The organism is Sphingobacterium corticibacter (assembly GCF_003076635.1).
In the GTDB taxonomy this organism is placed as follows: domain Bacteria; phylum Bacteroidota; class Bacteroidia; order Sphingobacteriales; family Sphingobacteriaceae; genus Sphingobacterium; species Sphingobacterium corticibacter.
Genome location: NZ_QDKG01000001.1, coordinates 1,147,777 through 1,169,503, shown reverse-complemented (window position 1 = coordinate 1,169,503; position 21,727 = coordinate 1,147,777). Strand labels below are relative to the sequence as shown.

At 42.6% G+C, this 21,727-nt stretch carries 11 protein-coding genes; 5 read left to right on the top strand and 6 right to left on the bottom strand.

The window, feature by feature from the left end; genetic code table 11:
- Positions 1–4: 4 nt before the first annotated feature.
- Positions 5–3,208 (bottom strand): SusC/RagA family TonB-linked outer membrane protein, encoded by a 3,204-nt coding sequence (locus DC487_RS04980; RefSeq protein WP_116774804.1) that lies wholly within the window; start codon positions 3,206–3,208, stop codon positions 5–7.
- 232 nt (positions 3,209–3,440) lie between these two features.
- Positions 3,441–5,291 carry a family 16 glycosylhydrolase gene (locus tag DC487_RS04975; RefSeq protein ID WP_239016322.1) on the bottom strand — a complete coding sequence of 617 codons (1,851 nt, stop codon included), beginning with the start codon at positions 5,289–5,291 and terminating at the stop codon, positions 3,441–3,443.
- Between the two features lie 284 nt (positions 5,292–5,575).
- On the opposite strand from DC487_RS04975, the gene DC487_RS04970 reads away from it, so the two are divergent.
- Positions 5,576–9,703, top strand: coding sequence for a hybrid sensor histidine kinase/response regulator (locus DC487_RS04970; protein ID WP_116774802.1), 4,128 nt, complete (start codon positions 5,576–5,578; stop codon positions 9,701–9,703).
- Between the two features lie 27 nt (positions 9,704–9,730).
- On the opposite strand, the gene DC487_RS04965 is transcribed toward DC487_RS04970, so the two are convergent.
- Positions 9,731–10,915: a TlpA family protein disulfide reductase gene (locus DC487_RS04965; RefSeq protein WP_116774801.1), complete on the bottom strand. Its 1,185-nt coding sequence runs from the start codon at positions 10,913–10,915 to the stop codon at positions 9,731–9,733.
- Positions 10,916–11,174: 259 nt separating this feature from the next.
- On the opposite strand from DC487_RS04965, the gene DC487_RS04960 reads away from it, so the two are divergent.
- Positions 11,175–12,503, top strand: a complete 1,329-nt coding sequence (locus DC487_RS04960) for a metal-dependent hydrolase family protein (protein WP_116774800.1) — start codon at positions 11,175–11,177, stop codon at positions 12,501–12,503.
- 40 nt (positions 12,504–12,543) lie between these two features.
- On the opposite strand, the gene DC487_RS04955 is transcribed toward DC487_RS04960, so the two are convergent.
- Positions 12,544–13,533: a helix-turn-helix transcriptional regulator gene (locus DC487_RS04955; protein WP_116774799.1), complete on the bottom strand. Its 990-nt coding sequence runs from the start codon at positions 13,531–13,533 to the stop codon at positions 12,544–12,546.
- A gap of 134 nt (positions 13,534–13,667) precedes the next feature.
- On the opposite strand from DC487_RS04955, the gene DC487_RS04950 reads away from it, so the two are divergent.
- Positions 13,668–14,579 carry a siderophore-interacting protein gene (locus tag DC487_RS04950; RefSeq protein ID WP_239016321.1) on the top strand — a complete coding sequence of 304 codons (912 nt, stop codon included), beginning with the start codon at positions 13,668–13,670 and terminating at the stop codon, positions 14,577–14,579.
- A gap of 54 nt (positions 14,580–14,633) precedes the next feature.
- A complete protein-coding gene (locus DC487_RS04945) occupies positions 14,634–16,001 on the top strand; it encodes an MATE family efflux transporter (RefSeq protein WP_116774797.1) in 1,368 nt (455 codons plus the stop codon).
- 122 nt (positions 16,002–16,123) lie between these two features.
- Here DC487_RS04945 and DC487_RS04940 read toward each other — a convergent pair whose 3' ends face one another.
- Both DC487_RS04940 and DC487_RS04935 read right to left on the bottom strand, forming a co-directional pair.
- Positions 16,124–18,100, bottom strand: a complete 1,977-nt coding sequence (locus tag DC487_RS04940) for a beta-N-acetylhexosaminidase family protein (RefSeq protein WP_116774796.1) — start codon at positions 18,098–18,100, stop codon at positions 16,124–16,126.
- Between the two features lie 107 nt (positions 18,101–18,207).
- A complete protein-coding gene (locus DC487_RS04935; RefSeq protein WP_116774795.1) occupies positions 18,208–20,736 on the bottom strand; it encodes a tetratricopeptide repeat protein in 2,529 nt (842 codons plus the stop codon).
- A 188-nt stretch (positions 20,737–20,924) separates the two neighbouring features.
- On the opposite strand from DC487_RS04935, the gene DC487_RS04930 reads away from it, so the two are divergent.
- Positions 20,925–21,668 (top strand): hypothetical protein, encoded by a 744-nt coding sequence (locus DC487_RS04930; RefSeq protein WP_116774794.1) that lies wholly within the window; start codon positions 20,925–20,927, stop codon positions 21,666–21,668.
- The last annotated feature ends 59 nt before the right edge of the window (positions 21,669–21,727 follow it).

Sequence of the window (21,727 nt, the reverse complement as noted above, 5' to 3'; positions counted from 1 at the left end):
CTAATTAAAACGTAAGACTAAGACCAGCTGACCATACTTTGTTCAATGGATACACTGTTCCGTTTGAACCTCCATCGATCGTTTCTGGGTCGAATACGGATGAGACTTTTGAAGAAGTCCATACATTTTCACCTGATATATACACACGCATCTTAGCAATACCCAAACGGTCTAAAGTACCAGCTGGTAGCGTATAGCCCAACATGATATTTTTTAAACGGATGTATGAGGCATCCTGTAAATAACGGGTTTGAACTTGCTGATTTCTACTCGTATTAAATGCTGGTCTTGCATAGTAAGCATCTAGATTAGATCCTAGTGGATCGCCTTCTGGTCTAAAGTAATCTTCGTGTGCGGTCAATCCTGTAGACCACCATTGATTAGATACGGCTCCCCAGAAGTAATAACCTCCTTGCCAAATGTCTCTTTTCCCAACACCTTGGAAGAACAAGCTTAAATCAAAGTTTTTGTAATCTGCATTCAGGTTCAAACCAAAGCTGTAACGTGGTGTATTGTTACCAATCACTCGCTTATCACCAGGATTGCCTTCGGTGTCATCACCCCAGTCAATCACGCCATCGCCATTCAAATCTTTGTACATGATGTCTCCAGCACCCCATTGCTGACCTAAGCGGCTCTGTCCACCATTTGGCAAGGTTGCCAAGTGCGCATCCATCTCCTCTTGTGTTTTGGCAATGCCAATAGTTTCGTAACCCCAGATTTCACCCAATTTTTGCCCCGGACGGTAACGATCTAATTGTCCAGCCTCATTATTGAAACGAGTTACGGTAGTTTGATAATCGGAAAGTAAGAATTTCGCGCCATAGCCAAAGCCACCAACCGTACGGTCATTATACCCAATAGTCGCCTCGAAACCAGTCGTTTTCAAATCGGTATTGTTGCTTTGCGGTACGCCAGTTCCCAATGTCGCAGGAAGCGTAGGTGCATCAGCCACCATATTCAATGTTTTACGTGAAAACACCTCGAATGATCCGTTCAAGCGGTTGCTCAATAAGGCAAAGTCAACCCCGATATTGGCTGTATTGATCGATTCCCAAGTGAGGAATGAACTTACTAATCCTGGTGCGCTCGCTGTATTCGGTGCGGTGCCATTTAGCAACCAGCCGCCATTGGTCACGCCAATCGGCATTACCACGTAAGTAGGATACCAGTCATTCGTACTTTGGTTACCCAGCTCTCCGTAAGAAGCACGGAATTTCAACATATTCACCGTAGATGTCCAGTTCTCGAAGAAAGATTCTTTGGAAATATTCCATCCGGCAGATACTGACGGGAACCAACCCCAACGTGTTCCTTGACGGAAACGAGAAGAAGCATCATAGCGTAAGTTACCTTCAAAAAGATACTTTTCTTGATAATCGTAATTCAAACGACCGAAGAAACCTGCTGTAGCCCAGTTTTGGTAGGCTCCAGAAACAACTGGCACGATCAATTCTCCATTAGGATCTGTACCTGTTGTCAAATTCAACACCGGCTGGTTTGGCACGATGATACCATTTCGTTGTGCACCTAAACTACGATTACCAGTCCACTCTGCCTGAAAACCAACCATCCCTTTGATATGGTGATTCCCGAGATATTTGTCGTATTCTGAATAGGCATTGGCATTATAGTAGTTTTCTTTCCATCCGTATTCATATACGTTAGACGATTGCTTGTACAAATAAGGCTCATTATTGACATCGTAGTTATACAATTGCTGGGAGTTCCAGTGTCTGAATTCCGTAGATGTGCGATAATTGATCTGTCCTACTGTTTTCCATCCTGCAATAGGCTCCAAGGTCAATTGCAACTGTTGAAAGATGAAATCTTTAGTCGATTTATCATGACCACCATCACGCATGCCCAAAGCGGGAGAAGGTGAACTGTAAAGGTTTCCGTTTGGATCATATAGTGGCAAAGTTGGCCAACCTTGACGACCCAAATCGTCGTAAAATGCATTCGTAAGATTAGCTGGACGCTGATAGTCTTCACGCACCAAACGCGCATTGTATCCTACCGTGAAATAGTCAGAAACTTGGGAGTTGATCTTGGCAGATACCGCGTAGCGATCGTAGTGATCAGTATTGAAAGCCATCATACCACCTTGTTTCATCGCGTTACCAGAAAGGTAGAAGGTTGTTTTTTCCGAGCCGCCATTCAAGCTTAGGTTGTGTTCCTGCGCGAATGCACGATCTTTGTACATCACATCAAACCAATCTACATTATCATTACCATAGGCGTAGCCCTCACCCCAGCGATTTGAATTATTGGGATCTACAATCGTAGAACCTGTAATTGTTCCGTTTTGATAATCTAAAATACGTTGTAAGTGCGCTTCACTAAAAACCAATCCGCTATTTCCGTTAACCGCCGCACGGTTGAAGTATTGTGCAAACGTATACGAATCCATCATAGAAGGCATGGTAGTTGGCCTGTTGGTACGGAAGTTATTATTGTAATTAACAACTGTTTTACCGGCTTTTCCCGATTTGGTCGTTACCAAAATTACCCCAAACGCCGCTCTCGATCCATAGATAGAAGATGCACCTGCATCTTTCAGTACCGAAATACTCTCGATATCTTGCGGATTCAAAGCCGTAAGTGATCCCTCTGAACCATCGATCAATACTAATGGCGACGAAGATGAACTACCGATAGTACCCAATCCACGTACGTTGATCGAAGCACCAGCTTCCATAGAACCACTGTTTTGAGATATATTGAGTCCTGGCGCTAAACCTTGCAATGCTTGTACGGCATTTTGAACTGGTCTATTCTCTAATTGCTTAGAATCAACAATAGCTACGGAACCCGTTAAGTTGGTTTTCTTTTGCGTTCCGAAACCTACTACCACCACTTCTTCTAGCGCATCGCCTCCGGAAGTCAACATCTCTACATTGAGTGTGTATTCTCCATTGGCACTGGCATTTTGGTCGGCTAGATTGATCGTTTGGCGCTGGTATCCCATCGCGGTAATGATCAAAGCGTCCGTCGGTTTTACCGCGATGCTAAATTCTCCTTGTTCATTGGTAGCAGTCCCCTGCTGCGTACCTTGCACTTGCACAGAAACACCTGCAAGCGGTTGTCCTTCAGCGGTGACCTTTCCTCTTACTTGCCGACTTTGGGCGTAAGCGGAGTGGAGTGCCACTGCGATCATTAAAAACATCAAAGCGACGCTCTTAATGAGGTAACGATTTTTTCTCATTCTTTTTGGTAATTAAGATTTATATTTCTCTTATCGATTGGTAGCCGATGTTGTTAGGTTCATTATGGTCCACACTGTCGTGTGCACTGGCTTGGATCGATTAGTTAAGGGACAAATTTCTTAAAAAAAAATGCCCACAACGTGGGCATTTTCATCTTTGACAAGGGGTGAATTCGTTTTAAATTTGTTTTTAAACGAAATAGAACGCCTTTTTACGTAAATGTCTACTTGCTTAGTATTTCCAACTATCCTGCCATTGGAAGAACAGTAATCCATCATTACTAAATTCGATAGGCAACCAAATATATCGGCTATCTTTCAGGTTTTTAGGGTTCCATCGGTCGGCCATAAAGATGAATGTATCCTTTTTGCCATGCACTGGAAGGATGTGTGTACTTTGGGATTCGAAAGTGCGATCTGCACCAGATCCCACGGCTGGATTGTCGTGTCGTGACCACTCGCCTAGCATCTTGTCGGCCGTTAACAATCGAGCAGCATTAGGCGCCCAGCCTGTACAACCAGAAGTGACCATGTAGTACTTTCCATCCTTTTTCAATAAAGCAGGAGCTTCATTGTGACCACCGGGTTCTACGCGTACATATTTGCCTGTATAACCCAGATAATCTTTGGTCAATTCGGCAATGTGAATAGTGAGATTATCTTCAGCAGAATACACATGATAGGCGGTCTGATCATCATCTACAAATAAAGTCATATCCCGAGCCATTTGTCCGCCCTCGAAATCCCGGCGTACAAAAAGGCCGTCTTTGATCGCTTCCATCCAGCTTGGTGTCCACCATTCTGCATGATCTTTCTCAGAAACTGTAGATTGACGCTGCGATTTGGTCATATTCAGCGGCCATTTTTTTGGATTCACACGCCCTGCTTTATGGAACGTAAAAGGCCCAACAGCATGATCGCTGGTCGCTAAACCGACGTAAGCAGCCTCATATCCTCTGCCTTTGAGTTCTAAGTGAAAGTACATGACGAACTTTTTCGTCTTTTCATTATAGATCACTTTTGGTCGCTCAATGATACTGCCTTGCGTGATCGGACTGCTAGTATCCGTTGATGTCTTGAGAGCCAAACCTTCTGCTTTCCAGCTATATAAATCTTTCGACGAGTACACGGTAACGCCTTGAGATTCTTTGCCACCGCGCTTTTCGCCGTACCAATAGTACGTACCATTATGATACAACACGCCACCACCATGTGCATTGATATGCTCGCCATTCTGGTCTAACCACAATTCGCCTGGTTGAAATGCCGTGCGCGTATCGACTTGCTTAGGCCGCTGACTAGGCTTCTGATACACACGCACATAATCAATTTCATATCGTGCAGGCAAGAGCGATTCGTCAATTTCACCACCATTATCACCACCTAAAGCGAGATTCAACAGCATATAATGCGGTTGTTTGAAAGGATAAAAACCAGAACCATCTTTGTTGGCCAACTTGCTTTGCGGCACCTTGTTCAACAGCATATCATCTACGTACAAAGCGATCTCTTCTTCATCCCAATCCATCCGCCACACATGAAATTCCTGTGCCCATTTGGCTCCGCCTAATTCGGCAACGGCTTTTTTACCATTATGCCATTCTGCTTGCCAACGGCGATTCGTGCCGACGGCGATGTTTGCTAATAAGTTGCCTTGGTAATATTCCATGATATCGATCTCGCCATTGGAAGGCCATTCTCGATCGACTCCTAAAGTCCAAAATGCCGGCCAGATGCCCTGCCCAACAGGAATTTTGGCTCGCATTTCAAATCGCCCGTATTTCCATGATTGCTTGCCGGAGGTATTTATGGAGGATGAGGTGTACTCGACATTTTTGCGAGATTTTGCCCAATGATCACTTCCAACTTCATAAGTTGGGTTAGCCTTGGTTTCTTTTCTGGCTTCGATCACCAATACACCGTTTTTAATAGTCGCATTTTCTTCTTGATACCATTGATCTTCATGATTACGTTGAAAACCTTTTTCGAAATTCCAATGCTGTACATCGACGGCACCTGTCTTTTCAAATTCATCAGACCACACTAACTGGTAGTTTTGATCTTGAGCATAACAGATGGACATACATTGAAAAATAAAGCAAGCTAATATGGAGCTTCTTTTCATAGATATTATATGATGGTTAGTATGTAGCAAATGTATGCGCTCCTAAATTGGAAGAGAGGGGCATATTCACCAAAACAAGGGTGTATAATGCGAATAATGGCCTTTTGATCGTCACAAATTTGTGATTGTAACAATGAACACATCGCTTTTATTTACGTTAAATTTGCTTTAAGCCTTTATTAAATTTATATTTATTGGCAAGTAGCATTGTGTAACTACTTGCCTGAAAGACTAGCCACCTAATGAAAACGTTGATAATCCTATTATTATTTGCGACAGCTATATTGCCTGCAAAATCTGAAAACAATCCACGGATTCGCTACGTAGGTATTGAACAAGGATTATCCAACAATAATGTCACCTCCATATTCGAAGATCAGGATGGTTTTATGTGGTTTGGTACTTTCGATGGCCTAAATCGCTTTGACGGCTATCAATTCATGGTGTTTAAAAATCAACCTGAAGATGGTCTTTCACTGCCCGATAATAGAATAACCGATATTTCTCAAGATGATAAAGGCCGGATTTGGGTAGCGAGTAAATCGGGATTCGCCAAGTTAGACGCAGATTATACTCATTTTCAACGCGTACGTTGGAAAGATTATCTTCCATTCCGACAGGATCAAAACCCCATATCAGCCAGTGTCAATCAGTTAGCATACAATACATCACGGGGACTGTACGCCGCCACGACTCTCTATGGTTTGTTGTACGTGAATACGGATACCGAACATCCACTTGCCTCTCGCATTCCTTTGCAGCGGTACGATGGGACAAAAATCTTTGATTATAATGCACAAGGTGTGGTGACCACCAATAAAAATGAGATATGGGTTTTTATTCACAACCATGGACTCTGCCGGCTTGATCCTCAAAGTAATGCCTTGGAGGTAATCGATGATCGCACCAAAAATAGTGTCGCTATACGAGTCGATGAAAACGGACAATCTATCTGGGTCGCATCTAATGACAATAAGCAGGTATTGTATGAATTCGACTTGCATAAAAAATCATACAGCACGTATCCGATAGATGCTAAACTGGCCCCATTCGAAATTACCACGCTCTATGCTAAATACGAAAAAGTATACATAGGCTCTGAAGGCAAGGGAATTGTTGAGTTCGACAAAAGGACGAACCGATTTGAACAGTATCAAGCAAGTACCAGCTGGATGAAGCGTATGACGGTGTACAGCATGTACGTGGATCATATGCAGCGAAACTGGATAGGAACATTGCGAAGTGGTGTACATGTGGTGGACAATAGATTGTCTCGATTCCACGTGATACAACCTGGATCTGCTATTGACCGACAAAATCCGAAGAATTTTATCCTCTCTTTTGCGAACGGAAATAATAACGACCTGTGGATCGGAACAGATGGTGCCGGCATGATGCTATGGAATCATAAGCAGCAATCTTTCACGCATTATGCTGCAGATGATAAGGGTAGTTCTGGACAACTCAATAATAATTTCGTGACGAGTATCTTGCACGATGAAAAGGGCTTTGTATGGGCTTCTACGTATGGTGGCGGAATTAATAGATTAGATCCAAAGACTGGCGTGTTCAAGCAATATGCTTGCGTTTCCAATGAAAACAACCGCTTGTTTTCGGCCACATGGAAATTATTTGAAGATAGTAAAAAACGGATTTGGGCAAGTGCATTACACGGTGGTGGAATATTCTGCTATAACCGGAATACGGATCAATTCGAAGAAAAATCAAAAGATATCATTGACGTACTCAGTATATATGAAGAATCTGCAGACCTCATGTGGTTTGGTAGCTGGTCGACCTTGACGATGCGCAACTTCCAAACTGGCGAACAAAAAATCATCAACACCGATTTTCCAGTGCGCGATATTTACACGAACCAGGATGGCTACATATGGCTCGCTACAGAAGGCGGAGGTTTACTTCGTTACGAAAAATCAACCAGTAAAGTAAAGCGATACTCTGAAAAAGATGGCCTTCCTAGCAATACCATCTTAAATATTTTGCCTGATGATGCCGGCACACTTTGGCTATCTACCTACAACGGACTGTCTAATTTTGATCCGAGCATCCAAACATTCAAAAATTATTACGATTCAGATGGTTTGCAGAGCAACCAATTCAATTACAATGCGGCCATCAAATTGAAAGATGGAAGTTTGGCGTTTGGTGGGATTCATGGATTCAATCTATTTCAACCGGGCCAACTGAAATCCCTTCAACGCGATTCGAAAATGGTGCTCACGGCATTGAGCGTTAACAACAAACCTACCAATCTTTTCACGGGCGATCGAGTTTACAGTTCGACCAATCATATCGATAAGCTCACCATACCTTTTGATGATGCCGTGCTCAACGTACACTTTTCATCATTAGAGTACTCCTTCCCGACTAAGGTGGAGTATGCTTACTTTCTAGAAGGTTGGGATAAAGATTGGAACTATGTTGATAATGTAAAAACGGCTAATTACACCAATCTAAAGGAAGGTAAATACACGCTACGAATCAAATCGACCAATGCTGATGGTGTGTGGTCTGGCGTGGAGAAAACGTTAGACATTGAAATACTACCGCCATGGTGGCGCAGCGACTGGGCTTATATCGCTTACTTAGCCTTGTTCTGGTCGGCCATTTTCACGTATCTGAGATACGATCGCAAACAAACACGATTAAAATATGAAGTCGATCTTGCGAAAGTAAATGCCGAGAAAAAGAAAGAGTTGCATGACAAGCAGATTGCATTTTTCACGCACATAGCGCATGAATTTAGAAATCCACTGACGTTGATCGTGAATCCACTCAAAGAAATGAGCACGGAGCCAGCGCAGCAAATCGATCGAGAAGACATACACCAGGTATACCGTAATTCCAAACGCTTGCTGAACTTGGTGGATAAGTTGTTGTTGTTTCGCAAGACAGAGAGCGGAATGGATCAACTACGCTTGGTGCAAGCAGATATTGTGGGTTTGACGCGTGAAGTATTTACCTGCTTTCAGCAGCAAGCAATTTTACAACACATTCATTACGTTTTTGAGAGTAATATTGAACAACATTCCTTGTTGGTAGATCGGGAAAAAATAGAAATTTGCCTATTCAACCTGATTAGTAATGCCTTTAAGTACACGCCTAATGGCGGTAGCATTCGCGTAGCCTTGCAATGGCGCATGGACGATTTCGCCATTCAGGTGATCGATACAGGTTGTGGTATCGCAGCACAAAACAAAGATCAGGTGTTCAATGTATTTGAACGAGATTACATTGGCAATAGTAATAACAAAGGCGGCTTCGGAATAGGTTTATACTTGGTCAAAAGCTTCATTTCAGCACATAAAGGTCGCATTACCCATCAACCGAATCCTCCTGCCGGCACCCAGTTTGAGATTGTATTGCAAAATGGGAAAGCACATCTTTCCGAATTCACCATCTTCGAAGATGTGGTAGAGCACAGCGCGAGTATAGACGAATTTATTGCATCATCGCCGCACGCTATAGAGGCTCCTCGCATACAGGAAAATATTGTAAATGAGACAGATAATACTATTGAGATAGTAGACGAAACTACAGATTACCACAACTTGGTGAGTGACAAGAAGACCATGGTAGTGGTCGATGATAATGCTGAAATCAGAAAGTACTTGCGTAAAATCTTTCAAAATGAATTTGAAATTCAGGAAGCAGATTGTGCAGAGGCAGGTATCCTGTTGATTGAGCAAACACCTCCAGATATCATCATCAGCGATGTAGTAATGGGCGGTTTATCAGGCATTGACCTCTGTCAGCATATCAAAAGTATCCCTACATTAAGTCATATACCGATCATCTTGCTTACTGCGAGTAACTCACAAGATATCAAGCTCAAAGGATTGGAAGGTAAAGCAGACGATTACGTAACCAAACCGTTTGACCGTGAATTGTTGATCGCGCGTGTGAACAACCTGATTCAGAGCCGCAGCCATATGCAACGCCATTTCTATGAGGAGATCACGTTGCAGCCAAACAATCATAAAATCTCGAAAGAACACCGACTCTTCTTGGAGAAATCAATCGCTATTGTGGAGGAAAATTTAGATCAAGAATCTTTTAATGTGAAAGAACTAGCCGAGCAACTCGGCATGAGCCATTCCAATTTCTACAAGCGGATTAAGGCTATTTCTGGTAAATCTGCTAATGAGTTTATCCGATTTGTGCGACTTCGGAAAGTAGCTCAAATCCTGATTGAGACCGATTCTAACGTGAGTGAAGCAGCCTTTGCTGCAGGATTTAATGACATTAAATATTTCCGTACGCAGTTCTCCAAAGTTTTTGGCATGAAACCATCGGAGTTTAAAAAGAAATACGACGCGTTGCGAAAAAATCATCGGGTTACAATTTAAGTATAACAATATTCGAAAAGTTTTAGGTCATTCTACTTGTGCATTAAATGCTACATCTTTAGCACGAAGAATGGTGCGTATTCTATCTAAATCAAGCATACCGCCATTATGATAGTATACGATTTGACGATTGCGATCCAAAATTACAACGGTTGGAATACTTCCAACACCTAATCTAGAACCAAACATATCACCTTTATCTAAGACATGCGCCCAATTCATATCATGCTTTAATCGCGCATTTGTAAATGCCAATGAATCTCTATCGATCGAAATACTCAAGATTTTTAAGTGATCTTCAGAAAACTCACCCCGTAGTACTTTAACCTGTGGCAGTTGTCGTAAACATGGCCCACACCAGCTGGCCCAAAAATCAATCAAAAGAAAATCTTCATTAAAATCATTAAGAGGAATGGCATTTCCATGAATATCTTTTATATCAAGATCTGGAAAAAACTGATTTTCCCCTAGCTTATAACCTGAAGCTTTCTGCCCTAATATCGTTGCTATCTTCTGCCCTTCAAGTGTTTCTTTAAATTCGTTTGGAAAAGTCGATTCGAAATATGTAAGAAGCTCGCCGTAATACTGTGCATCAACTTCTATCAGATCTGACAATCCCATGATCTGATCCGAAAAATAAAAGAATGAAAAAAAATTATGCGAATAAGGGCGTAGGAAATCGATAGATTTGCGATTCATCTGCTTTACTATATGAGAGAACTCATTTTTTATAGAATCGTTATCTCTTCCTCCGTTATTATATTTAGGATAAAGCTCACCTAAAAGTTTAGATTCCGCCATTTGTCCGTTTTGTAGATTCCGATATATTTCATTGGAAGCCGTATCTAAGAGCGAGGTAAGATTGAAGATATCGCCAATACGAATAGTAGATTCGCTATCATTACCATATATGGTTAAGCTTGATATAGCATTATTAACAGAGTATTTAACATAGAACTCCGTTCCCGCGTAGCCAATATCTAGCCTTGGGAATATGGTATTGTTCGGCTTAGTCAAAGTGATAATGGAATCTATAGCTTGATCTTCAATAAAATCCAGCATTATGCCATCATTATAATGGATCATTAATTTATCTCTATCTACATTAACCAACTTTATTTTCACTGAAACAGTATCTTGACCGTAAAGTAACTGAGACATCACGGTGAAAAATAAGACAAAAGACAGGTGTTTTTTAATGTCTCGTAGCATACTCTTTTTAAGTTTTATAAGGCAGTAGAATGATTTTGAGAGGCTTTATTCCAATATTCGACTTTAACAAATGACAAACATCCTTCATTGAAAAATTGCATATTAATATTGACGAATATATGAAAATTGACAATTTGTATAAACAAGAATCCATATATATAACAAACTTTAACACAAAAAGACATATCTTGGTACCTAAAGAAAATTAACGGAAGCTTTTGTTAGCGTTTCTTGTATTTTTAGGATTAACCCCTTGTTTATGAAATATCTTATTGCGTCGGCATTACTTTTGGCCAATCTATATGCAGCTACAGCACAAACCAAACAGGTGCTATTACAGAATGTCCGCTTACTTGATCATCAAGCAGCAGACTTTACAGCTCCCATGCATGTGTTGATCTCGGGCAGTACCATAGAGAAGATCAGCTCCTCTCCCATAGCTATTCAAGATCAGGATGTGGTCAAGATCGATGGCAAAGGGAAAACCTTAATGCCGGGGCTGATTGATGTGCATGTACACTTGGTATTTGGCGCATTAACGCTGCCACAAATGGTCACCAGCGACATGTCGGAGGAATTTTTGGTTCAACGGGTGGGGAAATCAGCGGGTGACATGTTGTTGCGCGGTTTTACCAGTGTCCGTGATGCCGGCGGTCCTATTTTTCCGCTGAAGGCGGCAATTGATAAAGGCCAATTGGTTGGTCCGCGCGTGTGGCCTTCTGGCGCAACAATCAGCCAAACGGCTGGCCATGGTGATTTTAGAACTCCGGACGAGCGTTCACGCAAATTCTTTGGCGTGGTGTCACGAGCAGAGCGTTATGGAGCGACATTTATTGCAGATGGTCGACCTGAAGTATTAACCGCAGTACGCGAAAACTTACGCTTTGGCGCTAGCCAGATCAAGTTGATGGCGGGCGGTGGCACTTCTTCGGCGTATGATCCCATTGATGTCACGCAATATACCTTTGATGAGATGAAAGCTGCTATAGAGGCTGCCGAAGATTGGGGAACGTATGTAATGGTGCATGCTTACACGCCAAGAGCAGTACAACGCGCAGTGGAAGCTGGTGTCAAATCGATAGAACATGGGCAAATGCTCGACGAAGAAACTTTGCAATTATTAGCAGATAAAGGCATCTGGCTTAGCCTACAAAACCTCATGGACAACAACGATAATATGGATGCCCAGCGCAAAGCAAAACGCAAACCGGTATTGGAAGGACAGGAAAAAGTATGGCCCTTGGCCAAAAAGCTAGGTGTGAAGTTGGCATGGGGAACAGATTTCCTATTCGAACCAGAATTGAATGACGATCAAAACAGCTATATCTTACGCTTACAAAAGTGGTTTACCAACGCAGAAATCTTAAAAATGATCACACAGGATAATGCGGAGCTATTGCAATTATCTGGCTTACGTAGTCCGTATCCAGGCAAGTTGGGCGTGATAGAAGAACAGGCTTTGGCCGATCTGCTACTAGTAAACGGCAATCCGCTGAAAGATCTGTCTTTGCTCGCTAATCCAGAAAAGAACTTCCTACTGATTATGAAAGATGGTCAGATCTTTAAGAATACAGTTGGTAAGAAGTAATGCAAGGAATTTTTTGGCCTATAATACAGGAGGTGACCAGCTAACTATAATACGTTTTCTTCATCTCATTGGGCAATACTCCAAATTTCTTTTTGAAGGCCGTTGAAAAATGACGCTGGTTTTTATAGCCAATAATAGTAGATACCTCACCGACATTGAAGTCTTGTTCGGTGAGTAGTTTTTTTGCTTGCTCCATCTTTTTATCATTCCAAAAGCCAAATACGGTGGTGCCAAATAATTCTTTAAATCCTTTTTTCAAGACAAAGTCATTCGTACCCGCTTGATGAGCCAGATCTATCAAAGAACAGTTTGAATCCAAATTCTGTACGATGAACTCCCGCACCGCATATATCTTTTCGATATCGTTTTTTTTGAGGCTCAACCTGGCAAATCGATCGTCGGAAAACTGTTCTAATTGGAGCAATAATAGCTCAATAACCTTCGCTTCCAAAAACATACGTTTAAAAACACCCGATCTTTGGCAACCCATAATCTGTTCAATAATGTCGTACATCTCCCGATTCATCGGTCGATGTTGCTGATAAAGCAAAGCTGATCTCCCTCCTTCTATAGCATCCCGAAAGTTGGAAAATGCCAGATGCTCATCAACCAAAAATCTTTTAAAAAATGATGGTGCTAGGTTAATTTCAAAAATCTGTAGTTCATTATTCTCCCACTCCATCTCGCCGTTCATACCATTCGCATAAATGATATTATGGGTATGTGGCTCAAACCGTATTTTTTGGTCAAAAGCGTCGGAAAAGGAGGTATTCTTTCCTTTTAAAGCAAAATGCATCTCGACTGTTTCATAATCACTCTCAAACCCGAATCGTAATGATTGCAATAGCCGCGCACTGCCATACGCAATATGCACACCATCAAATAGCACTTCATGAAAACTGCCGCCCCCGATTTGATCCGCCATATCGACCGAACTCTCTTTGATGGCGCCATCCATAAAATAAGCTTCGGGATGCTCTATTTCATAAATCAACATTTTACGCTGATCATCATATAATCTCAAATTCATCGATAACAATTTTACTTTATCCGTTTTGCGGATATATTAATCCGTTAAACGCACCTTCACGTTCTATTAACTCTTTAAATTTGCACAAAGCTACAAATTATTTAGAACCATTCTTAATAATAAACTTTAATAAGGTGAGCCAAGATAAAACTGACTTTATCATGTTTCACTGCGATGGCAAGACTTTAGAATATATACATATGAGACACGGCAGCACAACAAAAACAACAGAGAAAACGGAATTTCAATTTATACAAACCGAAGTAAAAGTAGTCCGCAAGCGGTACATCACGCCGCACTATATTCGCATATTCTTCACTAGCGACGATATTTTTAGAATAAACAGTGCGACCGTTGGTGTCAACAATAAAATAATGATTCCACCAGCAGGCGCAACAAAAGTTCATTTTCCTGAATTCGACTACGAAAACAGAAAATGGCTACCCCTTCCCGACGACATACGCCCCGCTGTGCGCACGTACACTCATCGAGGAATCGATCTTGAAAACAATGAAATCTGGATTGATTTTGTAGCACACGGTGATGAAGGGCCTGCTTCCAAATGGGCGATAAATGCTAAGGAAGATGATATCATCGGCCTATTGATGCGAGCCGGCAAAACGGATTTGTACATAAAAGCCGAGCAATACGTACTGGTTGGAGATGCTACTGCAATTCCCGTACTATCAACCATATTGGAAGATCTGCCTGCGACAGCAAAAGGGATCTGCATCATCGAAGTATATAGCAAAGAAGACGAACAATACTTACACACGAATGCCGACATTGAATTTATTTGGTTGCACAATGAACACCCACAACAGCAGAGCGATCTGGCAGAAACGTTGAAAAAACAAATCCTACCCGATGGGTCGCGTTCGGCTTACGTAGCGGCAGAGTTTACTACAGTGAAGGAAATACGCCATTACCTACGAAAAGAAAAGGGCTGGAAAAAAGAAGAGTTATATGCTTACTCATACTGGAAATCGGGGCAGTCGGAAGATAAATCGACCACGACCAGACACGAAGAGAGTGATGAAAACTAACAATCAATCAGCGATATCTGAAATCACATTTAAATAGCTAGTAAAACAAACATAATGGACAAACAAAAAAAGCTCATACTGGAAGGCAAACTGCCAAAGGTGATGTGGCAAATGGCCTGGCCCGCCGTCGTAGCCATGGTATTATATGGAATGAATAATTTCCTAGATGGTATATTCGTAGGCCACCTCATCAGTAGCACAGCGCTAGCGGCTGTGGGCGTTGCATATCCTTTAGCTCAGTTTGCGCAAGGATTTGGTTCGCTAATCGGAACAGGTTTGGGATCGGCTATCAGTATATGGATTGGTGCCGATCAAAGGGATAAGTTGCAAACGGCACTGGGCACTGCGAATTTTCTAACGATTGTGTGTTCTGCGTTGATAACCTTGCCGTGTTATTTATTTGCGGAAGATCTGCTCCACATGATGGGCGGACGCGGCGAGATCCAAACCCTTGGCGTAGAATATTTCAGAGCTACAATTTTGGGAAGCTTCTTTTGGATACACGGTCTCGCCCTAAATATGATCGTACGCGCTGAGGGTCGCATGAAAACCGCAGCATGGATGATCGCCGTAGGCTTATTGGTAGACGTGATTCTCAAGCCAATTTTTATTCAAACCTTTGGATGGGGCGTAGCGGGAGCAGCATGGGCTACTAATGTTTCCATGATTATCTATTCCCTTCTTGGTGTTTGGTATTATGGCGGTGGAAAAGCGTCTTTTAAAACAAAATTTTGGTCTGTAAAAGCTGATATGGCTATCATCAAAGAAACACTCACACTGGGGACACCAGGTTTTGTAATGATGATCATGATTGTTATTCAAAACATTGTAGTGTTCAACTCACTAGCAAAATATGGTAATGCGGCGGACATTACTTTTTTCACGGCAGTAAATAGATTCTATATCTTACTGAATACACCTCTCTGGGGACTCATGCGCGCGCTACAGCCCGTATCTGGCATGAATTATGGCGCAAAACAGTACGAGCGGTGCATTCGATCATACAAATTATTCTCGTTTACTGGTTTGCTCATCCTACTTCCATTTTGGCTTTTTGTGATGGTGTATCCTACTGGAATGCTATCGATCATGATTCCTCATATGTCTTTTTCCATTGCGCAACTAACAGACTTTCGCATTTTCATGAGTGTACTATTAGCTTTACCTTTCGTATTTATGGCCATTGTCTGGTTTCCAGCGATCGAAAATGCCAAACCAGCTTCTGTTATTAGTATTTTACGACAAGTTGTGTTTTATATCCCGGTTATGCTAATCGTCCCTAAATATTTTGGAGTAGATAGTATTTACGTAGCGAGTGCCGTGATTGACTGGATCATCTTTGGGATTATACTCTTAGCTGTAGCTCGAGTTTCTAAAAAGCTGAGGTCGGCAGGAGAAAATGCAATCGGAAATAGTGCATAGGAAGCATTACTAGGGGTTAGTATATATCGGAACATCGTATTCCTTGGCCATACACATTACAAAAAGCCCTACTATTAAAACATGCCCTTACTTTCACTTTGCGAAAGTAAGGGCATATTCCGTTAAAATCCGATTAAGCTAGGTGCTTTCGTGATAAAATGATCTAACACGCCATCAGCAACCTTCACAGGTCCTTCCACACGAGTGGCTCCAGGTGTGGATTGAATAGCCTCCGCTTCGGCAGCATATTTTTTAGCTTGATCAAAATGACCATTTGCAGATGAATCAGCTTGGTTGGCTGCAGCTAATCCGGCAGCAGTAGATGAAAGTGCTTTACCCCATAAAACCATTGCGTCTAGCCACGGCTGCGCTTCGGTAATAAAACCTTGATCTACGCTCCCGCTGCGAATGATTTCTGGTACTTGAGTGAAATAGGCCGCGTGCTTTGCCAGCTGCGTGATCACTTGTTGCCGACTTTGCGCATCACCATTTGCTATACGATCTACTACCTTATCAAGAATAGACTTGAGGTAAGGCGCCTGTGGCTGCCAAGGATGCGTACCAAAAGTTGGCGCAAGGCGCTGTGTATCAAAGAAGGTCAGCAATGCTTCGCTCACTTCCGAATTCCAACCTGCTAGCTCACGTGCGGCAAACTTCCACGTCCGATCAGCGTCGTAATCTTTATCATTCCAAGCAAAGGCTACAACCCCCGTAACAGCCACGCGGCTCGCTACTTCTTGATTCATCGGATTGGATACAATTCCTGTTAGCTCTTGCGACAATCCCGCTTCACGCTGTAGGTAAGGCGCTAGCAATAATCTTCCTGCCGATTCGCCGTAATCGTTTACAGGGTAGTTATCCCACAAAAATGTCTTTCGGCCAAATGCTTTCGTTGCATTACGCGCATCCGAAATGGAGATAGATGGCGGTACCACATCTGTTCCTGTCCACTGCACCACAATGGTGGAGTCTAGATGTTTACGTAGCGCCTCTTTGTAAGGCGTTTCTTTGGCATCGTAGTATTCTGTTGGCACCATAATTAAAGGTGGCGCCGTTGGATCTACCTTTTTGATATCAGCCTGCACGGCGTTCAGCAAATGTGCCTGCGCACGCGCAGCAGCCTCTGCGCCCGAAGGTCCGAAAGTAATCGAATCCAATTCGCAATTCCACTCCTTATATTCGATGTCATCTAGTGCGACATAGAAACTGTGAATGCCCAAACCGCGGAGAACTTCAAATTTGTTTAACAATGCTTGTAGATCGTTTGGATCAGAAAAACAAACCGTCGGCCCGGGAGAAATAGCGTAAACAAAATTGATATGATTATTTTTAGATATTGCCGCAAGTTTCTCAAGCTCTTTTAATGTTGCCGCAGGGTATGGCTCGCGCCAGCGATCACGTGCGTATGGATCGTCTTTTGGGCTGTAGATAAATGTATTTGCTTTTACTGTCGCTAAAAAGTTAATGTGCTTTTCTCGCTCCTCCATAGACCATGGTTTGCCATAGAATCCTTCAATTGTACCTCGGATGGGCAATGCTGGATGGTCGTTGATCACTAACGCTGGAATAGAACCCCGTTGCGCTAATTGTCGAAATGTTTGTGCCGCATAGTACAGTCCATTCACATCTTTACCCAACAAGGTAATAAGCGCTCCGGTATCCATTTGCTTACTTGCCAATGTGTATCCACTGGCGGCGGTGTCAGTAGTTGAAGTAATTTGTTTTAATGCATCAAGCACCTGAGAATCCTGCTGAGTACCCAATACGATATACGTAGCATCTAGTTTTTTAGGAAGTTTCTTTGCTGTTTTTACAGATTGTACACCTGCACCTTTTAGAATCTGAGCGACTAAGGCGCTCGTTCCAGCATCGACGGTAGATGAAGAGACCAACACGACCGATTTCCCTAAAAGAATATTCCCTTTTCCAAGTTCCATGGATACAGGTGCAGGAAAAATCGCTGGCATGGTAGATACCTTTTGCGAAGTCGAATTGTCTGTTAAGTGTTGTGCTTTAGATGATTGGGCAAACGTCGTACTCGCACCCAAAAAGGGTATCGTAACGGCAGCCAAAAGTAGCCTTTTGAGGTTTTTATTCATAATAGCCAAATCTAATAAATATCACGGTTTTTACGGTAAATTACCAGATATAGATTATGTGTCTGCTATTATTATTGCATAAAAAAGTCAAATCAATAGTATCCCTTTTACTTTTTCAATTTCTGTAAACGCTCTTTCGCTGCGGGCACAATATCGTCCTCCTCAGTATAATTCTGAATGATACTTTCTAATGTACTTCTTGCTTGAAGCGTATTGCCTTTGCGTGCATAGGTGTCTGCCAGTAGAATGAAACTCTTGGCCACCCAGTATTCCTGTTCATCCATATTCTCAATCACATCAAAAGCCGATTTAAGCGCTTTGTCATACTCCTTATCTTCGTATTGCTTTAGTCCTACCAGATATCTTGCCTCCGCGCTGGCTGCTGATTGACTCTTCGATGCCGCTAAGTTGAGTTCTTTCAACGCCGTTTGCTTATCACCATTTTTTTGTTTTGCCTTAGCGGTATATAGGTGTACCATCGCCAATTCCGCGTCGGTTGCCTGACTATAGTTTCGGACCAACTTAGCATACTTCTCCATCTGCTCAAAATCACCGATCTCGAAATAACACATCATCAAATTGGTTACTGCATAACCGTATTTATCTTTATAATCTGGGTTTAGCTCCAGTTTTTTGAGATGTACGATGGCTTCATTATACTGCTTCAAGTTGAGATATAATGCTGCTACAGTTACCAACGTATTCTTGGTGTACGGACTTGTCCAAGTATTTAGGATCATGTTCAAGTCGTGTAATGCTTCCGTAGGTTTTCCTGTATGGTACAAACTCACACCGCGAATATAACGAGCATGTTTCTCTTGCCGAGGTTTCGGAAATTTATCAAAATAAGCATTGATGGCCTCCACAGCCGCAGCATATTGTCCTCTAGAAAACAAGGTATTACCCGCTTGAAAAGCGAGGTTATCTAACTCCGACGGACTAAGATCGGTCACGTTTGTACCTGTCGCATAGCGAATATAACTCGTAGCATCGCCTTGATCCAGATAAATATTCTCGATAGAATGTAGTGCTTGCGCTGCCTCTCCTGTAGTAGAATATTCCTTGACTACTTTTTCGAAGGTGGCCAGAGCTGCTTCGGTGTCATTCTTATTGTATTGAACTAATCCAATCGTCATCAGCGCACGAGGGACATAACTGCTTCGCGGATATTTTTTGATCATGCGTTGCAAACCATCAATAGCCGCATCGTAATCTCCGGAAGTGAAATACATATACGGGATCTCAAAAGCCACGTCATCTGCGTAATTAGAATTTGGAAATCTTTCTACCACCGAACGCAGTGTTTTTAATTTAGCTTCCTTGTCTCCCTGCAAACCTTGTATTATACCTTGTTGGAATAAGGCATAATCCTGATTAGGCGCTTTTTCCTTGATGAGCTGATTGTAGTAATCTTTGGCTCGACCATAGTTGCGCATCGACAGGTACGCATCGCCCAGACGGGCCAATACATCGTACTGTATGTTTTTGTCTGAAGCGCCTTCGCCAGAGGCTAAGAAACGCTCAAAATACTCTGCTGCCATACTGTATCTGTTGATTCGGAATGCGGCGTAGGCCAACGCATAATTGGCGTAATTATATACGGTGGTTTGTCGCGCAGCAGGCAACCTTAGGAATTGAGAGAAATTGTCTACCGCCTCTGCGTATTTGCGCACTTCGTACATCGCTTCTGCTTTCCAATAGGTCGCTAGTGCGGCCATTTCTTCATCAAAAGCAAACTTTTCCGATCGCATAAACATGGATATACTATTTTCGAATGCGCGCTCGTTATAGAATTCCAATCCACGGAAATAGGTGATCTTCTGATACACGCGATCCGCTTGACGGTCTCGATCTTGAAAAGATTCTAAAAGATATACCGCTGCCTGAAAATTGGTGGTGCCAGATAACACATCGGCCAACCGCATTTCTGTGGTCTCTGCTTTTTCTGTATCATTCTTATAGTCCGCGTATTTTAATGCAATGAATTCATTGAGCGGCTGTATCGCATTTTGCACCGAGTCCAGCTCGGTCAATACTTTACCATAATTGAATAAGGCATCTGCTCGTAGCTCTTCATCATATTTTAATCGCGAAGCCTTGTAAAAAGCATCGCGTGCACGGCTCTTGTTGCCTGTTTGCACATCGATATGCCCCAAAGCGATGAGTGAGCTTTGGTAAAAGGCATCTAACGGTTTTACCTGCTCCAAGATAGATCTGGACCGTTCGAACTCGCCGGCGCGATAGGCCAAAATACCAATCCGGTTATTGTCTATATTGCTCTGCAAAGCATTGGGATACCTTTGCGGCAGCGGCATATGATAAGCTTCTCTATACCTGTTTTTCTGGAAATAAATAGCTGCGGCAGTTCGGCGCATTTCATTCTCCAGCGCTTTTCGGTCGATATTCATATCCGGACTGCGGCGTATCTTCACCGCATCTGCCAACATCGGGCGATAATCACGCACTACCGTGATCGAATCCATCATAGATGTGGCCGCCTCTTTCCTTTCGGTCGGCTGATTCTCTTCTTGTTTCTTCCCTCCTTCTTGCGCGTACGCGGCGATTACTACGAATGAAAAAACTCCGGTCAATATATTTTTTAAGCGATTGTGATCAATCATCTGTGGCATTGTCATTTTAGTCTATTACTGAGATTTTATTAAACAGTATTCCGATATATAAATACTAGTTACAAAATTTATACCGTCGTTGTGTGTGACGCCTAAAACTGTAAAATTCATTGCGAAATTAGGAGATTTGAGATTAACAATTCAATATAGTTTTTGCAATCTTTTGCAGAGAAGATTTTATTTCAATTTTGAGAATGCTCGGATTGGTTGGCCATGTTATCACGGTTAACCAACGTACAGGAAGTTTTAAAATACGTGCAAAAAGCGGTGTCGACGGCGAGCGCGTGCTGAAGGATACCAGATTCGTACGTACCCGCGAGAATGGATATGAATTTGGCCGAGCGTCGAGAAAGGGTAAGCAAATCCGCATGCAGCTTAGACACGTGTTTCGGGGAATAGCGGACTCCACGATGAAGAATAGGCTGGTATCCCTACTCCATCACATCCAGAAAAATGACCGTGTAAATACGCGCGGAGCGCGAATGCTGCTACCTGAAAACGCCGCGATGCTGCGGGGTTTTGAGTTCAATAAAAATAGTAGTCTCTCACTCATCTTCACGGAAAAATTGGATATTCAATATGATCGGGATTCAGGACTGGCCAAATTGCTGATTCCTGCTTTCAATCCGCAGAATGCCAGTTATCTTCCGAAAGTGGCTACCTACATCAGTTTCTCTTTTGCAGCCGCTCCGCTTCCGATCACGGAGGAACGCTGGCCTAGCGCCATCAGTACAGAAACAGACTTTATCACGCTAGTAGGCATCTATGAAGGTGCTGAACTACACTTGCAACTACCGCCATCATCGCCAGATGTGATCTACTTCCTAGTAGATATATCCGCGTATAAACAGATCAATAAAGACTATACTCCCCTACAAGACGGCAAACGTAATGCGCTCACGATTATCAAAGTGGATGTGCCGGATCAAGTGGGGTGAGCTGTAGCTTTCGCAGTAAATTTGTGTATGGCTCAGGGTGCCATATTTAATACGACACC

What these genes read in the sequence shown, in the direction of transcription:
- DC487_RS04940 (WP_116774796.1), bottom strand. Translation starts at nt 18,100, where the DNA reads ATGAATAAAAACCTCAAAAGGCTACTTTTGGCTGCCGTTACGATACCC.
- DC487_RS04965 (WP_116774801.1), bottom strand. Translation starts at nt 10,915, where the DNA reads ATGCTACGAGACATTAAAAAACACCTGTCTTTTGTCTTATTTTTCACC.
- DC487_RS04945 (WP_116774797.1), top strand. Translation starts at nt 14,634, where the DNA reads ATGGACAAACAAAAAAAGCTCATACTGGAAGGCAAACTGCCAAAGGTG.
- DC487_RS04935 (WP_116774795.1), bottom strand. Translation starts at nt 20,736, where the DNA reads ATGACAATGCCACAGATGATTGATCACAATCGCTTAAAAAATATATTG.
- DC487_RS04975 (WP_239016322.1), bottom strand. Translation starts at nt 5,291, where the DNA reads ATGTCCATCTGTTATGCTCAAGATCAAAACTACCAGTTAGTGTGGTCT.
- DC487_RS04930 (WP_116774794.1), top strand. Translation starts at nt 20,925, where the DNA reads ATGCTCGGATTGGTTGGCCATGTTATCACGGTTAACCAACGTACAGGA.
- DC487_RS04980 (WP_116774804.1), bottom strand. Translation starts at nt 3,208, where the DNA reads ATGAGAAAAAATCGTTACCTCATTAAGAGCGTCGCTTTGATGTTTTTA.
- DC487_RS04970 (WP_116774802.1), top strand. Translation starts at nt 5,576, where the DNA reads ATGAAAACGTTGATAATCCTATTATTATTTGCGACAGCTATATTGCCT.
- DC487_RS04955 (WP_116774799.1), bottom strand. Translation starts at nt 13,533, where the DNA reads ATGAATTTGAGATTATATGATGATCAGCGTAAAATGTTGATTTATGAA.
- DC487_RS04960 (WP_116774800.1), top strand. Translation starts at nt 11,175, where the DNA reads ATGAAATATCTTATTGCGTCGGCATTACTTTTGGCCAATCTATATGCA.